Raw genomic sequence first — 16688 nt, forward strand, 5'->3', positions numbered from 1 at the left:
CAATTTTTGTCAATTGTTTGCGATCTAGAGTGAACTAATCAATTAAATCCCTTACCAGATAAGGATTTAGTCGATTTATGCCCCCCTATCGAACCATACCAAGTCCCGAAGAGCCGAAAAATGCTATTAGCAAGGTCCTATTCACGTTTGATCAGGATTATCCTCTATATTGTTGACTTTCGTTAATTGTGGAAAAATATCTCGTACTGCCTTTTCAAATTTTTTGTAGGAAGACAAGGATTCTAATTTCGACAATTCGATTTTTGTACCAAGCGGTGAATATAAATCGTCAATTTTTAGTTTATTTCGATACCGTTTAGTCATACCTTCTCTGGCTTTATTGATGGCATTTTTAATCGTTTCTTTCGGATTGCTAAAAGATTCGGGATCTTTATCGATTGCCAACTCACTATCACTTTTATTTGTACACAATTCTTTTTTTAGTAATTCTTTGTCTGCTAATATCCAAGCTTCAGTCATTTGTATTGGAACGATAGCAACTAAATTTTTGCATAAGTCTCCCTCGTCTGATTTAATAGCATTAAAAGCCGGATCAATTCTTTCCTTAAATGCGTTTTCATCTGTTTTATCATCTGCGTCTGCATGGAAGCACAAAACCATTGCTCCCTTCTCCACCGCTTGAATTGCGTATTTTTTAGCTTTTTCTCGGATATTTTCGCCAGAGATTTGTGGAAGACAAATTGGTTCAAAAATTTCTATTTCTTGTTCATCGTCAAAAGCAACTCTCTCGAAAGTGCGCTGAATAATATTCGGTAAAAATCTATGATCGGAACTGCCTTCTGTAGCTAAGGCAATAATTATTTGTTTGATTTTTTTTGCCATCTTAATTGATTTACGTTAATTGGTTTTGTTGATTTTTAATATTTTTAATCGCACTTTCAGCATCAGCAGTTTTTAGATATTCGACAACTTCCGAGAGAGTTAGCTTGGCCTCATTTTCGGAGAAAAATAAGGTTAATTGCTTTTTATTCTCTTTGATAACAGGGTGAAAATTACTGCTTTTCATCTTAATTCGCTTCCCTTCAATAGTGGATATTATAGTGGTAAGTTGAGAAAGCCAAATGCTGACATTTTCATCATCTTGCCAATTAATTAATTGACTCACCAGAACTGGAGAATGAGTGTTCACTATTACTTGGCGTAAAGGCATTTCAGTATCTTCAAAATCGACAGTTAGCTCTTTTAATAATCTTGCCATTGCTTGAATAAGAAAAGGATGGATGCCATTTTCTGGCTCTTCAAAACATAGTAATCCTGTGTGTTGTCGGTCGTATTGCAGGACACATAATGTTAATAAACGTAGGGTTCCTTCGGAAAGCACTCTCGAAGAAAACTCCCGACCATCATCACCTTTTACCTTGATAATAAATTGTCGATTTGCTTTGTCATCATAAACATTAACTTCTGTAAGATTCGGTAGCAGATTATTGAGATCACGGGAAATTGCTGTGAGGGTATATTCATCATCTTGTTTGATGCGAAATAAAGCAGCGGCTAAATTCTTTCCGCTTGCTGTTATTGTATCTCTGATGCCCATATCTTGACGAGTAGGTTCTCGCAGATCTTCGGGATTAAGCTGCATAAACTTCCAACTCAGCATTTCTTGTTTGGCGGCTAATATATGTTTAAAATCTATGGTATTAATGCTGCTTAAAACAGTTTGTGATGCGTTTTTTGCGGGAAATACTTTTTTATTCCCTTGTTGACCGTCTTGAGGTACAACAATGGTAGCAATACCATTAATATCTTCAGTCTTAATATAAGGAATGGCTCTCCTACCCGTTACTACTTTTGGTCGCCAAGTTTCCAATACTGTCTTAGGAATATAATTTTTTACCCAATTATCTTCATTGTGCTTTAAATTTTCTAAACATTCATCAACAATATACAAGTTTTCAAATCCACTTATATTAGACTCTCGTTTAATTTTTAATTGATAGCGCAACCTTGTATATTTAAGATCGACTTCCCCACCCCAATTATCTTTTACCTTGCGATTGACTAACATTTCCACTATAAATTCCATTTCCGTGGCGTAGTCGTCCTCATCATATTGGGTAAAAAGTTCGCTAGGATGTCCTCTTTGCTCGCTAAAAGCCGTCTTCAGATCCACTTCTGCCAACCGCGTCAACAATTGCAAAGCATCAAATAAATTACTCTTACCAGAAGCATTAACCCCAGCAACTACAGTAAGCGGCGTGAATACCATTTCAAAATTATGAAAGGATTTAAAGCCATGAATTTTAATATAAGTAATCATAGTTTTAGGCGATAGGTAATATTAAAACATCAGCGCGACATTTAACCATACTGGACAATCTTCTCAGCTTTCGCCTGATACTGTCCCACTATAATCTAGACATTGGTTTACAGAGGTAGTGCGATGCCGCAGATTTTGTCGGGTGCGTTCCCTGCTGCAACGAGGGGGAACGCACCTTACCGATCGATTCCTGAGAGTATAGGGTCTTAGTCTGAAAAGGCCTATGCACAACAGCTTATCTGGCTGACGGCCGGCGGCTGATGACCGGCGGCTAAAAATTAACATTGCAAGAAAACTTAACAATTGGCCAAGAAACTCGATCGAGTAGGTAGAATAACAAGTAAATCATTTTGTAAACTCCACCCGATTAACTAACTAGAATAGAGATAACCCAGAACGCCTGTGATAGATAAAAGACGCACTACTCGCGATCTCCCCCAAATTAACGAAAGAATCCGCTTTCCTGAAATCCGCGTTATCGATAGCGACGGCTCTCAGCTAGGCATTATTACTCCTGCCGAAGCTTTGCGCGTGGCCGAAGAAAAGGAACTTGATCTCGTCCTCGTCAGTGAAACGGCAAGTCCTCCCGTTTGCCGGATTATGGACTATGGTAAGTACAAGTTTGAACAGGAGAAAAAGGCCCGCGAAGCCAAGAAAAAACAGCATACAGCCGATATAAAAGAAGTTAAAATGCGCTATAAAATTGATGAGCATGACTACAACGTGCGAGTCAACCAAGCGCAACGTTTTTTAAAAGCGGGAGATAAGGTAAAAGCGACGATTACCTTCCGAGGTCGGGAAATTCAACACTCTAACCTAGCGGAAGAATTACTGGCACGCATGGCCAAGGATTTAGAGGATGTGGCTGAGGTACAGCAAGCGCCAAAAAAAGAAGGTCGTAACATGATGATGATGTTATCGCCGAAAAAATAACTAACTAATCTGGAAAAAGGGGCTAAAACCCCTTTTTTGTTTTTCAGAAATCCCCAAAGGAACCCGACCATTTAAAACAAATGTATTAACCAGATTTTGACTCAATTCGCCGAATCGCCACCACTGCTGGCCGGGGAGGTTGATTAACTTGACCACTGGGCCAATTCGATCCTAGGGGTACTTGTCGTATTTGTTCAAATTCCTGCCCATTAGTGGTTTTCAGGGCAAATTTGCGGTTTTCAAAGGCCAAATCCCGACGAATTCCCCCCGCTTCTCCCGGATGTTGTACTGCCAAAAATAACGTCTCTTGGTCGGGAGTAAAGTACAATCCCGTTAATTCCGCATCCATGGGAGCGATAGCAAAAGGATAGGGATGCTCTTGATCCTTGGCAAACACCCAAGCACTATTATTGCCAAAAATCCCCAATAAATCCCGTTGACTAACCGGGACCCCTTGGGGATAACGCGTTTTCATCTCTCGATTTAACCCACCCGTGGAAATATCGCTAACCATCCAGAGATTTCCCTGTTTATCGAAAGCGAGGTTATCGGGATTAGAAAAACCCTCACCTTTCTCTGTCGGTTCCCCTCCATAAGCGACCACATCCCAACGAAAACTTAAGGAAGCAGCATCGTTGTTATCTTCCCTTAAGCTGATAATCCAACCAAATTCGTAGGGTATTTCGCCATTTGGTCCCTTAAATATCTCCTTGTCGGCTCCTCCCTCCGCTGCACTGGGACTACCAGAGGTAAAGGTCATATATAAAGTGCCATTCTCGTCCACTTCCGTATCTTCCGGCCGACCAGTACAAGTGACCCCAACGGCGTTAGCGGCAAAATGAGCATCGATGAGAATTGCCCCCTGTTTTTCCGTCCTATTACCTTCATACAGGTCTGCGAGGGTCTTATATTTAGCTTTGTAGGCTAGAATCTCCTCATCGTCCTTAAATAGCAGTAATTTAGTCTCATTGACTGTTCTTTCGGGATTCGGCAAAGCTACTACCCCATCCCCGCGACTAGCGGCAATTTGACTCGGTAGGACGGGATTTATCTCCGTGTCGGGATTTAAGGGTATCCAATAACCGGTTTTATCGGGGTTGAATTTGGCCCCGTAGAGCATTCCTTTTTCTAGGAGTTTTGAGTTATTTTTCGGCTTAATATCGCTAATTTTGCCCTCGGAAACGAATTTATAGACATGACCGCCTCTGCGATCGCAACCTGAATAAACCGCCAAGGGTTGCCCCGTCCGAGCGAGAAAAGCGACCGCTTCATGGCGAAAACGCCCTAACCAAGTGTGTTTTGTGCCGTAATCGTCGGGATTGGCCGGATCCACCTCCACCATCCAACCGTATTTATTTCCCGCTAACCCGAAGACGTTACCCCGGCCATCCACTTCCCCACTATTGAGAATAAAGGGGGTAGTATCGGGATGCAAAGAGGAACCATCTTTTAACACTACCTCCGTCACTTGGTCTTGAAAGTTTTCCTCGGCACTAAATACGGTTCCCCAGGGAGTTGTTCCCCCGGCGCAATTTTGAAATGTTCCGATAATTTTTGCCCCTAATCCGTCATCGTAGCCAAGTTTATCGGTTTTGGTAAAAATTGCTACAGCAGGACCGGTCGCTTTCAGGTAATGGCCGTCCTTTAGTCCAGAAATACCGGTAATGCGGCGATCGGCTTTACTATAGGTACGTTGCCATTTTCCCGTTTGATCTTTAGCCAGGGAAATTACGCCAATTCCCTGATCAATTAAGCCTTCTAGGGATATTTCCTCGATTTTTGCCTTTAAGCTGGCATCTTGCAGGCGATAGGCGGCAATTTCACCCTTTTCGTTCGTTTTTTCCCGTACTTCCTTGACGGGTAGGGTTTTACCAATCACTTCTTCAAAGGTTTGTAGCCAAGTACGACCACTGATATATTCAAAATTAACGGTTAGATAACCTTGACCCGCACTGGTTTCGATAAAAGATAGATAATCATTGTTATAACCGAAACGGGAATCACCCACTGCATCCCCCCACTGGGCCAGCACATCGTAGGTGAATCCTTGCGGAAGAACGAGATCATCTAGGACTTTATAGGTTTGATAGGCACTTTTTTGGCTTTCATCGCTCATGCCGTCAATTTTTAAGGGAATTGGCAGTTTGACTGGAGAAAAGTTTAAGCCAAAACTATTGGTAGCGATCGCAGGACTGCTGATCAGAGAGGAATATTTTTTCTCTTGCAGACTGAAAAAAGAGACACCGGCAGTGGCAGTTAAAAAGGTGAGGAAATTACGGCGAGAAATACTCATATTTTCAGTAATAAAGTCAAAACTGATACTCAGACCTTGATTAGGTTAAATTTTATTACGGACACTTGACATAGGGATTATACAGTATGCAAGTTATGACTAAGTTAACAGCCAGTTAAAAAGCTCTCCTGCAAAAATAAAAAATCTTCCGTTAGGTGAGGAGACTCGCAGACAGGAGGAGAAAAAAGAGGGAAGAAAATCCCATCCCTCCCTCGGACATTAGATCAAATTTTATTTCTTGCTTTAGTTGCTGCCGAACATTGATTTTAAGATCATCTCGGTAAATTCCCTTATCGGAACCAAGCAACTGGGAGAAATGTTATTTTCTCAGGCAAATCTGAGAGGATTATGTAGAAATATCTATATTACATTTCACCCATCGGTATGCTTTACCGAAATACTGGTTAGATGAAAAACAAGCAAGACAAGCTTTATTAAAACGCGGTGAAACAGTAAACAGTGATCAGTAAACAGTGATCAGTAAACAGTAAACAGTTGTAAGCTGATAGCTAGATTGTCAGGTCACGGAAATCGATGCAAAGTTCACTGAAAAGGATCATCATCGGTGCGAGTTTTTTTCTCGCTACGGTAGTCGGAGCAACTATCGGTTATATGGCCTACGGTTGGAGTTTTCTCGATGCCGTTTATATGGTGATTATCACCATATTTGGGGTAGGTTTCGGGGAAGTTAAACCGATTAACACTCCCAGTCTGAGAGCTTTTACCATGTTAGTTATCGTCTGTGGGACCACCTCGGCCGTTTATGTGGTGGGAGGTTTTTTTCAGATGCTCACCGAGGGAGAAATTAACAAAGCTTTTAGCGATCGCCGGATGAATAAAGAGATGGAATCCCTAGAAAATCACGTCATAATCTGCGGTTTTGGGCGCATAGGACGCATCCTAACGACTAAATTGGCAAAAACAGCCCAATCCTTTATTATCGTCGATAATAACCCCGATCGCATCCGATTAGCTCAGGAAAAAGGTTATATAACTCTTAATGGTAACGCCACCGATGAAAGTATTCTCCAGAAAGCTGGTATCGACAAAGCGCGAGTTTTAGCGACGGTGTTGCCCGATGATGCCTTAAATGTCTTCATCACTTTAACCGCAAGAGAACTCAGTCCGCAACTATACATCATCGCCAGGGGAGAATATCCCAGCACCGAGAAAAAATTAAAACTAGCTGGAGCCGATCAAGTGGTTTTACCTGCTACCATTGGAGCAGAGAGAATGGCCCATTTAATCACCCATCCGGCTGCGATTGATTTTTTACAGGAAGATGAAGGTAGGCGCAATCTTAACGAATTATTAGCCGATATCGACCTGCAATTTGAAGAATACTCGATTTTAAGCGCTTCGCCCTTTTTGGGACAACCCATCAGTCAGATGGAAGTGCGGGGACAGGGGGCTTTTATTATCGTTGCTGTCCGTCAATTTGATGGTCGTGTCATCGCCCATCCCGACCATTCCACCATTCTACAGCAAGGCGATACGGTCATTTTATTAGGTCATCGGGGCGATGTTCCCAATTTTGCCCGTCGTTATGCTCTGCGTCGAGAAATGCGCTATCGGGGGTCTTCTTGGTAGGATATTTACCCAGAACAAAGTTTAGCTTTTCTGGAATCAATTTCCCTGCGGATGGAGATATTACTAACTCACTAATTAAGTAGTCATGCAAAATTAATTACCTACCCGATCGAGCTAAAACCCTTACGGGGCAATGATCGTCATGTGTAAATAATTTTGCCTAGGTACTTATCTCCAGAGACAGCTAAGTAGTCATGCAAAATTAATTACCTGCCCGATCGAGCTAAAACCCTTACGGGGCAATGATCGTCATGTGTAAATAATTTTGCCTAGGTACTTATGAAATTAACCTATCGCAGCATTCCTTACGACAAAAATCCCACTGCCACCGTTGCTTCCAGTCCGATGATTTTAAGCTATCGTGGTGTTCCCTATTTAAAAAACCGTGGTGTCGTTCAAACCATTCAGAAACCGGTAGCCGTTACCTATCGCGGTCAAGCCTATCATATCACTCAATCTTTAGCTTCTTTGCCCACGGAAGGACCCTCTTTAAGTTTTTAACTTCTAGTTCATTTTTCAATTAATCTCTTTTAAATATTGTCAATTAAGTAGCTGGTTATAATTAAATTAAAAATAGATTTTAGGTTCGATCCCCCCTGCCCCCCTTGATAAGGGGGGTGCCGATCCCCCCTTAATCCCCCCTTGATAAGGGGGGTGTCTGACAACTTTTAACACCTACCTACTTAATGATTTTATTAATTACCTTAAACGGGTTGTATCTCCCCTCTTGCTCCCTCGCTTCAAGGGGGATTTTTTTATTTGTTTTACCAACAAGGAATAACTACCTAAGCAAAATTAATTACACATATTTTTCCCTTCCGCAGTTCCGCAGTTCCAGCGTTCCCCCTTTCCGGAGTCTGAATTTAATTTTGTCGAACTGTTGATAGTTATCAGTTTTTTGTAGAATAGGGAGATTGAGAAAACGAACACCTGCCCCTATGACAAGATTCCCTTTGACTGGTCGCTATTCTGGTTTATGCGTCTTGCTCACTTTATTCTGGTTAAGCGGTCAATCTTTACCGGTGCGAGCAGAAAAAATCTATAATCCCGTCCCCCTAATCCTCAATAAAGAAATTAACGATACTCTCACCGACAAAGATATTCCCACGGGGGAGGGGGGGTTTGCTAGGGATTATACCGTAGATTTGGACAAGGACGATCAGGTGGCCATCGATCTCAAATCGGAAAACTTTGATGGAGTTTTAATTCTCCTGGCCGACGATGGTTCCACTGTAGCGGAAAATGACGATGGTCCCGATGGTGGCACTAATGCTCTCCTCTTTGCACGCATTACCGAGTCGGGTAAATATATTATTCGGGTGAGAGCTTTCGGAGAAACCGGTGGGGGAAAATTTACCCTGAAATTAACCCGTTTACGGGCCGTGGAGGGCAAAAATTAGCTAATTATTGTCAAAAAAGCCAAGAATAGAGCCTCTGTCCACTCTACCACCGCACCGTAGGTATCGCCGGTATGACCGCGAAGACGACGATATAACCAGTAACCAGTAAGCAGAGCGAGGGCGATTCCGGCACTAATGGCGATTATTCCCCAGCTTAGACCGCCAAATAGGGCGATTAACCCCCAAATTACTCCCCCACAGTCCCAAGGCAGACAAAAAGCCACTTTATGAAAGGCTCCCTTACCGGTGGGTTTGAGGTAGGGATAAAGAGCGATCGCCATTACTTGCCCCCAACGTCCCCAAATTGGTGCTAAAATTAGAGCTAAGGCTCGATTATCGCTTAAATCGGTCAAAGCGGCGATTTTTAGCAGCAAAACCATAGTCACGGCCATGACTCCAAAGGCCCCGGTAACACTATCGGCCATGACCGCTAAACGACGCTGGGGGTCAGTGACAGCTAAACCATCGGCCGTGTCACTAACTCCATCAAGGTGTAGTCCTCCCGTTAGATAAACCCAAACTCCCACAAGGACAACCGCACGAGTCAGGGGTGGCATTCCCAGACCAGCTAGAGTTATATCGAGCAAAACCAGAATTAAACCCAAAAATAAGCCCACTAAGGGAATCCATCGGGCAATTCTGCCAAAATCAGGCCAAGCAATCGGAACGGGAATAATCGTGTAAAAAGCGATCGCACCTAAAAATGAGCGAATTTCTTGACAAATGAAGTTAAATATGGTAGTAAATCCCCCCCAAATTCGCTCCCGGTATGGCAGCGTTTCTCATAAAGATGAAGTATAACCTAATTTTGTATCCGCGACCCTGTGGGATTTTCAAAACATCTGAGAACGCCTATAATAATTTAATTCGACATAACACGGTTACTTGTAATTTTATAGGAAAACTTCTTGTGATCGCTATGAGAGTAATATACGGAAAGATTTTTTAAAAAATGTGTATTTGGCGTGAGATATGGAAAGTTTCCGTATATTATGTAGTGAGCAAGCTCTCTCCCCTCCTTCGACTTTGATTTCGCTTGGGGGTTGGTGTTGCTCTCATATCTGGGAATTTTTGTGAAACCGATTGCTGAAGTTCTTGGTGTTTACTACCGTTTAGGAGATTAAAAAGATGGCTAATTCAGTCAAATTGATGACGGCTGCATTACGCAATGGAATGAATGTGGAAGCAATATGGGGATGTCCAAGTACTGCCAGCTTCAAAATAGGAACTATTTTGAGTCCTCAAGGGTACGATTACAAATTTGAAGGACACGTGAGCGATTATGGCGTTTCCTTTGACGAGCCTATAATAAAAGCGCAATCTGAAAGTTTTACAGGGTCTTTTAGTTCTGCCTCATATACCAGCACCAAGGTAAACTTAGAGGTAGAAGATCCGAAGTTTGGAAACATCAAATCAAGTCTCAAAATAACATCAGATAAAAAGAAGTCTTCTTTGATTATCGGAAAATGCTGTCAAACCTCTTACCTTGAATCTCCCAGAAAAGAAGCAGAGAAATTACGTAAATATTTAGTAGAAGCCCCGAAGGGAACTTGGGATCACGAATGGGTTGTCATCCAAAAGCTTTACTATGCAAGCTCTTATTTCTGTGCAACTTTCCAGGGAAGTGTAGGCTCTGTAGAGTTTGATACACAGTACGATCCAAAATCTGGTAAATCAAAACTTGAAGCCGGCGAATTCTCGACTATCTTGGTAAAAGAAAACAAGGCTGCGGGACTTATATATGCACCAGCCGATGACGACGCGGAAAATTTTGGCTACCCCTTTATAGTAGGCTTTGAGTGCTTCTGTTTCTTTAATTCGAATGTCAACAATTTTTCAAACATCATAACAGGTTTCAGTCACAGCATCTAGGTAGTAAATATCTTGTAGTGCGATGCCGAAGGCACTGCTTAGCAGCTATCTCCCCAGGGTGCGTTCCCTAATGTGGTTCCCACTGCTCCACCAATAGATTTTTGGGGAACGCACCATGCAGATTGATTGAAGTTGTGGGTTTAGGCGTTGTCAAATTGAAAGATGCTCGGCGTTGCTGACTTTGGGTATGAATCATTGCATCTACATTTTTTAAAACTCAGGCTCAAACTGACTTTTTGATATATGCAAAATTAGCATTCATACCTTGATTAAGCAACGCCGGGGTTTTTTCGTTGAGTTGGCTGGCTCTTATCTTCGGTCGGCCTTTGAGCTTTTTCTGTTCTCTGAGTTGGGCTTCCAGTTGGGTGGTTCGTTCTTGCTGCTTTTTTAGCTGTTGAGAGAGTTGGTCAATGATGGCTTGTTGTTGTTGGAGTTGCTCAGTCAGGCTCCTCACGAGGTTTTGTCAGCTATCTACTTCTTGGCGGAGGGCTTTCTCAATTTTCCTTTGGCTCTCTGTGGCAATCCTCCTATCTGTGTTAAACCAGATTTTCTCCCTCATAGCAACCCCTACACGACCTTGATTTTTGTTCGCGACAGCTTCCAGCAGTTATTGAGAGGTGACATCAGTGGGAAGTGGGAAGTAGGGAACACAGAGCAAAAAGCTGACGGCTGACAGCTGATAGCTCTTTATTGCTAACCGGACTGACGATGATCTATTCTGTATCCTAGCCTGACTGGCCAATCCCCACCGCCAAAAAAGAATAATGTACTGCGATTACCTGGTTCAAATCCTCACCGCACGCGTCTACGATGTCGCCCAAGAAACCCCCTTGGAACTTGCCCCCAATCTCTCCCAACGTTTGCACAATCAGCTTTTACTCAAGCGCGAGGATATGCAGTCGGTTTTCTCCTTTAAACTGCGCGGCGCATACAACAAAATGGCGCATTTGTCAAGGGATTTGTTACAAAAAGGTGTAATTGCTGCTTCGGCGGGAAATCATGCCCAGGGAGTCGCTTTGGGGGCGCGGCAATTGGGAACCCAAGCGATTATCGTTATGCCTGTCACCACTCCGCAAGTCAAAATCGACGCGGTAAAAGCCCGGGGCGGGATTGTCGTCCTGCACGGTGACACCTACGATGATGCCTACACCTACGCGCGACAATTAGAAGCGGAAAAAGGCTTAACTTTTATCCATCCCTTCGATGATCCGGAGGTAATCGCTGGCCAGGGTACGATCGGTATGGAAATTTTACGACAATATCAGCAACCGATCGAGGCCATTTTTGTCGCTATTGGTGGCGGTGGGCTAATATCAGGTATTGCAGCCTATGTCAAGCGTTTACGCCCAGAAATTAAAATTATCGGGGTGGAACCTGTGGACTCAGACGCGATGAATCAATCCCTAAAAGCCGGTTATCGGGTGCGTTTGTCTCAAGTGGGATTATTTGCCGATGGGGTGGCGGTGCGCGAGGTGGGAGAGGAGACTTTTCGTCTCTGTCAGCAGTATGTGGATGAGATTATCCTCGTGGATACGGACGATATTTGTGCGGCGATTAAGGATGTTTTTCAAGATACACGCTCGATTTTAGAACCTGCGGGGGCGTTGGCGGTAGCAGGAGCGAAAGCTTATGTAGAAAGAGAGGGAATTGAGGATAAAACGCTTGTTGCTGTGGCTTGTGGGGCGAATATGAACTTTGATCGTCTGCGGTTTGTGGCGGAAAGGGCAGAATTAGGGGAACGGCGCGAGGCGTTGTATGCTGTGACTATTCCCGAACAACCGGGCAGTTTACGGCGTTTTTGCGAATGTGTCGGCAAACGCAATTTAACCGAATTTAGTTATCGCATTGCCGATGAAAAAGAAGCACATATTTTTGTCGGCGCCCAGATCGAAAATCGCAGCGATGCCAAGAAATTAGCCGAGAGTTTTGAAGCTTGCGGCTTTAAAACCCTTGATATTAGCGATGATGAATTGACTAAATTGCATCTGCGCCACATGGTGGGAGGGCGATCGCATTTAGCCGATCATGAATTATTTTACCGCTTCGAGTTTCCCGAACGACCGGGGGCTTTAATGAAATTTGTCGCCTCCATGAGTCCCCACTGGAATATCAGCGTTTTCCATTATCGCAATAACGGGGCCGATTACGGGCGCATCGTCGTGGGCATACAAGTCCCCCCCGATGAAATGAATCAATGGCAAGCTTTTCTCGATACTCTCGGCTATCGCTATTGGGATGAAAGTCAAAACCGGGCCTATCAGTTATTTTTAGGTTAAATCGCCATTTTCAGGAAGTGATCAGTACAGATGAATCAAGATTTTACCCATATTTCCGTTTTGAGTCAAGAATTAATCGCCGGTTTAAATATTCAACCTGGGGGGCATTATCTCGATCTTACCCTAGGCGGTGGTGGACACAGCCGCTTGCTTTTAGAAGCCCATCCTGAAACGAAAGTAACCGCCATCGATCGCGATCAAAGCGCCCTAGAAGCCGCTAAAATTAGTCTTGCCCCCTATCTAGATAGCCGTTTAACCCTCTGGTGGGGGAACTTCGCCGATTATAAGGGACAGAATAGCAGTTTTGATGGCATTATCGCCGATTTAGGAGTCAGTTCTCCCCAATTCGATCAGAGCGAGCGCGGCTTTAGTTTTCGCCACACGGCAGCCTTAGATATGCGGATGGATCGCTGTCAATCCCTGACGGCAGCCGATATTATTAATCATTGGCAGGAAAAAGAATTAGCAGCTCTTTTTTATCAATACGGAGAAGAACGTTTATCTCGTCCTATTGCTCGCTCGATCGTCCAAAAACGTCCCTTTACTACCACCACTGAATTAGCGGCTGTCATCGCTAGTTCTGTACCCGCTAGTTACCGTTATGGACGTATTCATCCAGCAACGCGGGTTTTTCAGTCCCTACGCATCGCTGTTAATCAAGAATTAGATTCTCTGCAAAAATTGTTAAATCAAGCCCCCCACTGGCTAAAATCCGGGGGAATTATCGCTATGATCAGTTTTCATAGTCTAGAAGATCGTCTGATCAAGTATGGCTTTCGCGAAGATAATTCCTTGAAAATTATCACGAAAAAGCCGATTATTCCCAGCCGAGAAGAACAGGCTAAAAATCCCCGTTCTCGTTCGGCTAAACTAAGAATAGCCCAAAAGATCGAATCAGAGGTTATCTGATAGCAGTTATCTTAATGGTGAGGTACAAACTCTCTGGTTTTGGGGAGTCGTTTGTCAATACCAAATTAGGGCTTGCTGAATAAATGTGAAATGTAGGCAAGGTAAGGATTTTGTGGCTTTACGAGCGAAACAGGTGCAAGATTTTGAGAGAATCGTGCTTCAAAACCTGGCATCTTGAGCGGCGATTGCGTCCTGTAGGGGCGAAGCATTCGGGCAATAACCTATCGGTGAAACCGTAGATTTTCTATCCGAATGCTTCGCCCGTACTTTTTGCCGCAAACCCAAATTAGGTTACACTTCATCTTGAAGATAAAGGCTGTGGTAAAGTAAAAACCAAGAAAGAAAGCCAGTATTTATTCTTAAAAATCACTGACTAAAATAACGCAATCCCTTTACCAATCTTTCTACTGCCGTTAAAGCTGTTTCTGGAGATAAAGCAGCGTAGGCAAGACGCAAATAACAGCCCTCTGTTATCCCAAAAGTTGAACCGGGTAACACTGCCACCCGCTGCCGCTCAATTAAACTTTTAACTAACTGAAAATCATTCTTGTCTGTGGTAATTTTCAGGAAGAAATAAAAAGCCCCTTCCGCAGTGGCAAAATCACAGATATCGCCGATTGATTCTAGAGCATTCAGGCAAATTTCTCTAACTTTACTGATGGTTTTTAACTGTTCTAAAGGATAGCTTTTACCCACCTGTAACGCTCCCAGAGCGGCGTATTGCGACACCACCGGCGGACAAATTAAAATAGTATCCTGAATCTTATTAATCGCCTCAGATAAATGTTCTGGTACTACCATATAACCAATGCGCCAACTGGCAAAACCGTAGGCTTTTGAGAGACTAAATAAGGAAATAGTCCAGGATTCACTGCCAACAATTGCCGCCGGGGAAAAGTGGCGGGCATGGTTATAGGTAAAATACTCATAAGCTTCATCGTGAATGTGATAGATGCCTTTTTTTTGACAGATTCGATTGACTTCTCTCAGGGTATTTTCTGGATAAACTACTCCCGTGGGATTATTAGGAGAAATCGTCACCACTGCCTTAGTTTTTTCCGTGATTGCCTCTTCAATGGCGGCTGGACGCAATTGATAATTTTTGTCTGTGGCAACCAAAATTACTTGACAATCAGCCATTTTTATGGCCATTTCATGATTGAAATAAAAGGGAGTATTGAGAATAATTTCATCCCCCGGGGAAGTAATGGCTAAAATGGCATTCATAAAAGCCATATTACTGCCCGCCGTCACAAAAATTGCCTGTTTATCGCTGATTTCTACCCGATTATCTTCGGCTAGTTTTTGCCGAATTACTGTTAATAAGGGGGGAATTCCCGCCACAGATTGATATTGATGATTTTTGGGATTAGCTAAGAATAAAGATAGAGATTCGATCGCCTGCTGGGGTGGATCATAGGAAACAATCCCTTGACCTAGGGAAATAGTGCCGGGGTTCGCTTTAATTAATTGACCTACCACAGGAATAATTGGTGTTTGTACCCCGTCCATGCGGGAGAGAAGGTTTTTCATTAAACTAATCAATGGAGCCGAGCAGAGTCGAACTGCTGTCCAAATTAGGTATTGACTGTCCGCTCATTCACAGGTTTAGTTTCGATTACCCTCGAAACGGGGACTGTCACTTATCCCGGACAGTGGGATGCTCTAGTTAAAGCTTAGACGGTTAACTAACTAGAGAAAGTTAAACGTGGCATCCGTTGGGGGTTTATCCATAGTCCTTAACGGAGTCAAACTATGAATGCTCGAGTCGATTAGAGACTATTAGGCAGCTACAGGAGCGGCTTTACGAGCGAAAGGAACGATGTTGTTCGCATTTACTTTTTGTTTGAGCCTTTGATTTACGAGAGGAGACTCACTCTCGACCTGTATCACGGGGGAGCTTTCGCTAACCTGTCGAAACCGTTACGGCCCCTTGTGCTTACATTCTGATTATAGCATATTTTTTGATTAAGCTAATTTCGGCTCAATTGAGGATTTTTCCCTTCCCAGGCGTTAGAGCCTGGCTAGATCGGTAAAAAAGGTTTTTATCGCTGATTTTTGGGAAATTTATCCTATATTTGCGATCCAGCTGCCATGGTTGATGCCGAAGTTGCCTCAACTCTGAACATTTTCTGAAGATGCCCTGGCGTGGACGAGAGTGTAATTAATCCGTAAAGCTTCTACACGGGCGAAATGTTGAATATTACCCGTAACCAGTTCTAGATTAGATTGAATCGCCGTGGATGCGATCTGTAAATCGGCATGGGCGAGAATATTTCCCTGTTGTTCTAGTTGCGCTTGAATTTCTCCGTAAATTTTCGCTGTCAAGCGATCGAATGGCAGGATCGTGAATTCGGGGATAATTCTCGTTTCGATTTTTTCCAGAAAATGATTGCGCTTGGGGGAACGGAACGCACCTTTATATAGTTCGGCGATCGTGATACTGCTAGTATATTGATTTTCTCGATCGAGCGATCGTAACCATTGCAGATAGTCCAGTAGCGGGCGCTTGCGTAACATCTCTGAAATAGCATCGGTATCAAAGAGATAAGCCATCAGGTTCTCTCGTCCAAGATATTATGCAGTTCTTCGGCTAATTCTTCTGAATCTTCCCAATTTTCGCTTAAATTCGCTAACCCTCCCCTCTGACGAGCGCTTCTCAGTCGTTGCAATTGTCGGATATCTTCGTAACTCACTAGGGCAGCCACGGGTTTGCCGTAGCGGGTGATGACAACGTAGCCCTCTTGGAGAGCAAGATCGATCGATTCGGAAAGATGCGCTTTCACTTCGGCTGTCGAGAGGATTTTTGTCATTGATCTTATAGTTGGACATCTTGACCATAATAGTTCTAGTACATCGATTCCCATTCATACCAGAGTCGATTCAAGGTTGATGCGCGATCGGCGGCGTTGTCAAGTTTGAAGATGATCGCGTATCGGAGCAGCATTGAAAACGCTTTGAGAGCAGGGCTTTCCTTGTGTCGCCATTCATTCTTCATCGGAAATTTTGGGTCTGAAACCCCGCCGTTCTAGGTTGGCTTTACGTTAGAATTAAAAGGCCAGTCTCGAAAACCAAGTGGACGGCGCAGCACCTTGAAAACTCGGCTTAGGGGGTTCCGACCAGAAAAGCTTGGC

At 43.5% G+C, this 16688-nt stretch carries 16 protein-coding genes, 1 other RNA gene and 1 pseudogene; 9 read left to right on the forward strand and 9 right to left on the reverse strand.

The genetic code is table 11. The features are described 5' to 3' along the window. The first annotated feature begins 6 nt into the window (after nt 1–6). Nucleotides 7–186: pseudogene (locus IM509_RS02480) on the forward strand (hypothetical protein). Here IM509_RS02480 and IM509_RS02485 read toward each other — a convergent pair. Further along, nucleotides 142–843, reverse strand: coding sequence for a DUF4276 family protein (locus tag IM509_RS02485; protein ID WP_185237531.1), 702 nt, complete (start codon nt 841–843; stop codon nt 142–144). The pseudogene IM509_RS02480 and the gene IM509_RS02485 overlap by 45 nt on opposite strands. Nucleotides 844–853: 10 nt before the next feature. Continuing rightward, complete coding sequence (locus tag IM509_RS02490) at nt 854–2281, reverse strand: AAA family ATPase (protein ID WP_185237530.1); 1428 nt, start codon at nt 2279–2281, stop codon at nt 854–856. A gap of 402 nt (nt 2282–2683) precedes the next feature. Between IM509_RS02490 and infC the strand changes: the two genes are divergently transcribed. Then, nucleotides 2684–3214 (forward strand): translation initiation factor IF-3, encoded by a 531-nt coding sequence (infC, locus tag IM509_RS02495; protein WP_002736104.1) that lies wholly within the window; start codon nt 2684–2686, stop codon nt 3212–3214. Nucleotides 3215–3299: 85 nt separating this feature from the next. On the opposite strand, the gene IM509_RS02500 is transcribed toward infC, so the two are convergent. Next, on the reverse strand, nt 3300–5507 hold the full coding sequence (locus IM509_RS02500) for a PhoX family protein (RefSeq protein WP_185237529.1): 2208 nt from the start codon (nt 5505–5507) through the stop codon (nt 3300–3302). A gap of 534 nt (nt 5508–6041) precedes the next feature. Between IM509_RS02500 and IM509_RS02505 the strand changes: the two genes are divergently transcribed. From IM509_RS02505 to IM509_RS02515, 3 genes are all read left to right on the forward strand, one after another. Then, entirely contained in the window at nt 6042–7097 is a 1056-nt protein-coding gene (locus tag IM509_RS02505) for a potassium channel family protein (protein WP_052277798.1), read from the forward strand. Nucleotides 7098–7376: 279 nt separating this feature from the next. Then, nucleotides 7377–7598: a DUF4278 domain-containing protein gene (locus IM509_RS02510; RefSeq protein WP_052277799.1), complete on the forward strand. Its 222-nt coding sequence runs from the start codon at nt 7377–7379 to the stop codon at nt 7596–7598. Between the two features lie 437 nt (nt 7599–8035). Continuing rightward, nucleotides 8036–8497 (forward strand): PPC domain-containing protein, encoded by a 462-nt coding sequence (locus tag IM509_RS02515; protein ID WP_002766150.1) that lies wholly within the window; start codon nt 8036–8038, stop codon nt 8495–8497. Here IM509_RS02515 and cobS read toward each other — a convergent pair. After that, nucleotides 8494–9255, reverse strand: coding sequence for an adenosylcobinamide-GDP ribazoletransferase (gene cobS / locus IM509_RS02520; protein ID WP_072925401.1), 762 nt, complete (start codon nt 9253–9255; stop codon nt 8494–8496). The genes IM509_RS02515 and cobS overlap by 4 nt on opposite strands. A 370-nt stretch (nt 9256–9625) precedes the next feature. Between cobS and IM509_RS02525 the strand changes: the two genes are divergently transcribed. Next, a complete protein-coding gene (locus IM509_RS02525) occupies nt 9626–10369 on the forward strand; it encodes a hypothetical protein (RefSeq protein WP_072925405.1) in 744 nt (247 codons plus the stop codon). Nucleotides 10370–10592: 223 nt separating this feature from the next. Here IM509_RS02525 and IM509_RS02530 read toward each other — a convergent pair whose 3' ends face one another. Beyond that, a complete protein-coding gene (locus tag IM509_RS02530) occupies nt 10593–10823 on the reverse strand; it encodes a hypothetical protein (RefSeq protein WP_061433491.1) in 231 nt (76 codons plus the stop codon). A gap of 6 nt (nt 10824–10829) precedes the next feature. On the opposite strand from IM509_RS02530, the gene IM509_RS02535 reads away from it, so the two are divergent. The 3 genes from IM509_RS02535 to rsmH all read left to right on the forward strand — a co-directional run bounded on the left by IM509_RS02535 (nt 10830) and on the right by rsmH (nt 13554). Further along, complete coding sequence (locus IM509_RS02535) at nt 10830–11042, forward strand: hypothetical protein (protein WP_249264867.1); 213 nt, start codon at nt 10830–10832, stop codon at nt 11040–11042. A gap of 91 nt (nt 11043–11133) precedes the next feature. Next, complete coding sequence (ilvA, locus tag IM509_RS02540) at nt 11134–12645, forward strand: threonine ammonia-lyase, biosynthetic (RefSeq protein ID WP_052277802.1); 1512 nt, start codon at nt 11134–11136, stop codon at nt 12643–12645. A gap of 30 nt (nt 12646–12675) precedes the next feature. Next, the gene (gene rsmH / locus IM509_RS02545; protein WP_052277803.1) at nt 12676–13554 is read left to right on the forward strand and encodes a 16S rRNA (cytosine(1402)-N(4))-methyltransferase RsmH; all 879 of its coding nucleotides are present in this window, start codon (nt 12676–12678) and stop codon (nt 13552–13554) included. Nucleotides 13555–13920: 366 nt separating this feature from the next. Here the strand turns inward: rsmH and IM509_RS02550 are convergent, their stop codons facing one another. The 4 genes from IM509_RS02550 to IM509_RS02565 form a co-directional block, all read right to left on the reverse strand. Next, nucleotides 13921–15087: a pyridoxal phosphate-dependent aminotransferase gene (locus tag IM509_RS02550; RefSeq protein WP_185237899.1), complete on the reverse strand. Its 1167-nt coding sequence runs from the start codon at nt 15085–15087 to the stop codon at nt 13921–13923. A 9-nt stretch (nt 15088–15096) separates the two neighbouring features. Beyond that, nucleotides 15097–15487, reverse strand: a transfer-messenger RNA (tmRNA) gene (ssrA, locus tag IM509_RS02555). A gap of 182 nt (nt 15488–15669) precedes the next feature. After that, a complete protein-coding gene (locus IM509_RS02560) occupies nt 15670–16110 on the reverse strand; it encodes a type II toxin-antitoxin system VapC family toxin (protein ID WP_002784674.1) in 441 nt (146 codons plus the stop codon). Beyond that, the gene (locus IM509_RS02565; RefSeq protein ID WP_185237898.1) at nt 16110–16367 is read right to left on the reverse strand and encodes a type II toxin-antitoxin system Phd/YefM family antitoxin; all 258 of its coding nucleotides are present in this window, start codon (nt 16365–16367) and stop codon (nt 16110–16112) included. Before IM509_RS02565 ends, IM509_RS02560 begins: the two co-directional genes overlap by 1 nt. Between the last annotated feature and the right edge of the window lie 321 nt (nt 16368–16688).

The organism is Microcystis sp. M31BS1, assembly GCF_020245285.1.
GTDB lineage: Bacteria > Cyanobacteriota > Cyanobacteriia > Cyanobacteriales > Microcystaceae > Microcystis > Microcystis panniformis.

Coding starts and splice junctions, on each gene's coding strand:
- IM509_RS02485 (WP_185237531.1), bottom strand. CDS start 843: ATGGCAAAAAAAATCAAACAAATAATTATTGCCTTAGCTACAGAAGGC.
- IM509_RS02560 (WP_002784674.1), bottom strand. CDS start 16,110: ATGGCTTATCTCTTTGATACCGATGCTATTTCAGAGATGTTACGCAAG.
- IM509_RS02490 (WP_185237530.1), bottom strand. CDS start 2,281: ATGATTACTTATATTAAAATTCATGGCTTTAAATCCTTTCATAATTTT.
- IM509_RS02565 (WP_185237898.1), bottom strand. CDS start 16,367: ATGACAAAAATCCTCTCGACAGCCGAAGTGAAAGCGCATCTTTCCGAA.
- IM509_RS02515 (WP_002766150.1), top strand. CDS start 8,036: ATGACAAGATTCCCTTTGACTGGTCGCTATTCTGGTTTATGCGTCTTG.
- rsmH (WP_052277803.1), top strand. CDS start 12,676: ATGAATCAAGATTTTACCCATATTTCCGTTTTGAGTCAAGAATTAATC.
- IM509_RS02525 (WP_072925405.1), top strand. CDS start 9,626: ATGGCTAATTCAGTCAAATTGATGACGGCTGCATTACGCAATGGAATG.
- IM509_RS02550 (WP_185237899.1), bottom strand. CDS start 15,087: ATGAAAAACCTTCTCTCCCGCATGGACGGGGTACAAACACCAATTATT.
- IM509_RS02500 (WP_185237529.1), bottom strand. CDS start 5,507: ATGAGTATTTCTCGCCGTAATTTCCTCACCTTTTTAACTGCCACTGCC.
- ilvA (WP_052277802.1), top strand. CDS start 11,134: ATGTACTGCGATTACCTGGTTCAAATCCTCACCGCACGCGTCTACGAT.
- IM509_RS02505 (WP_052277798.1), top strand. CDS start 6,042: ATGCAAAGTTCACTGAAAAGGATCATCATCGGTGCGAGTTTTTTTCTC.
- IM509_RS02510 (WP_052277799.1), top strand. CDS start 7,377: ATGAAATTAACCTATCGCAGCATTCCTTACGACAAAAATCCCACTGCC.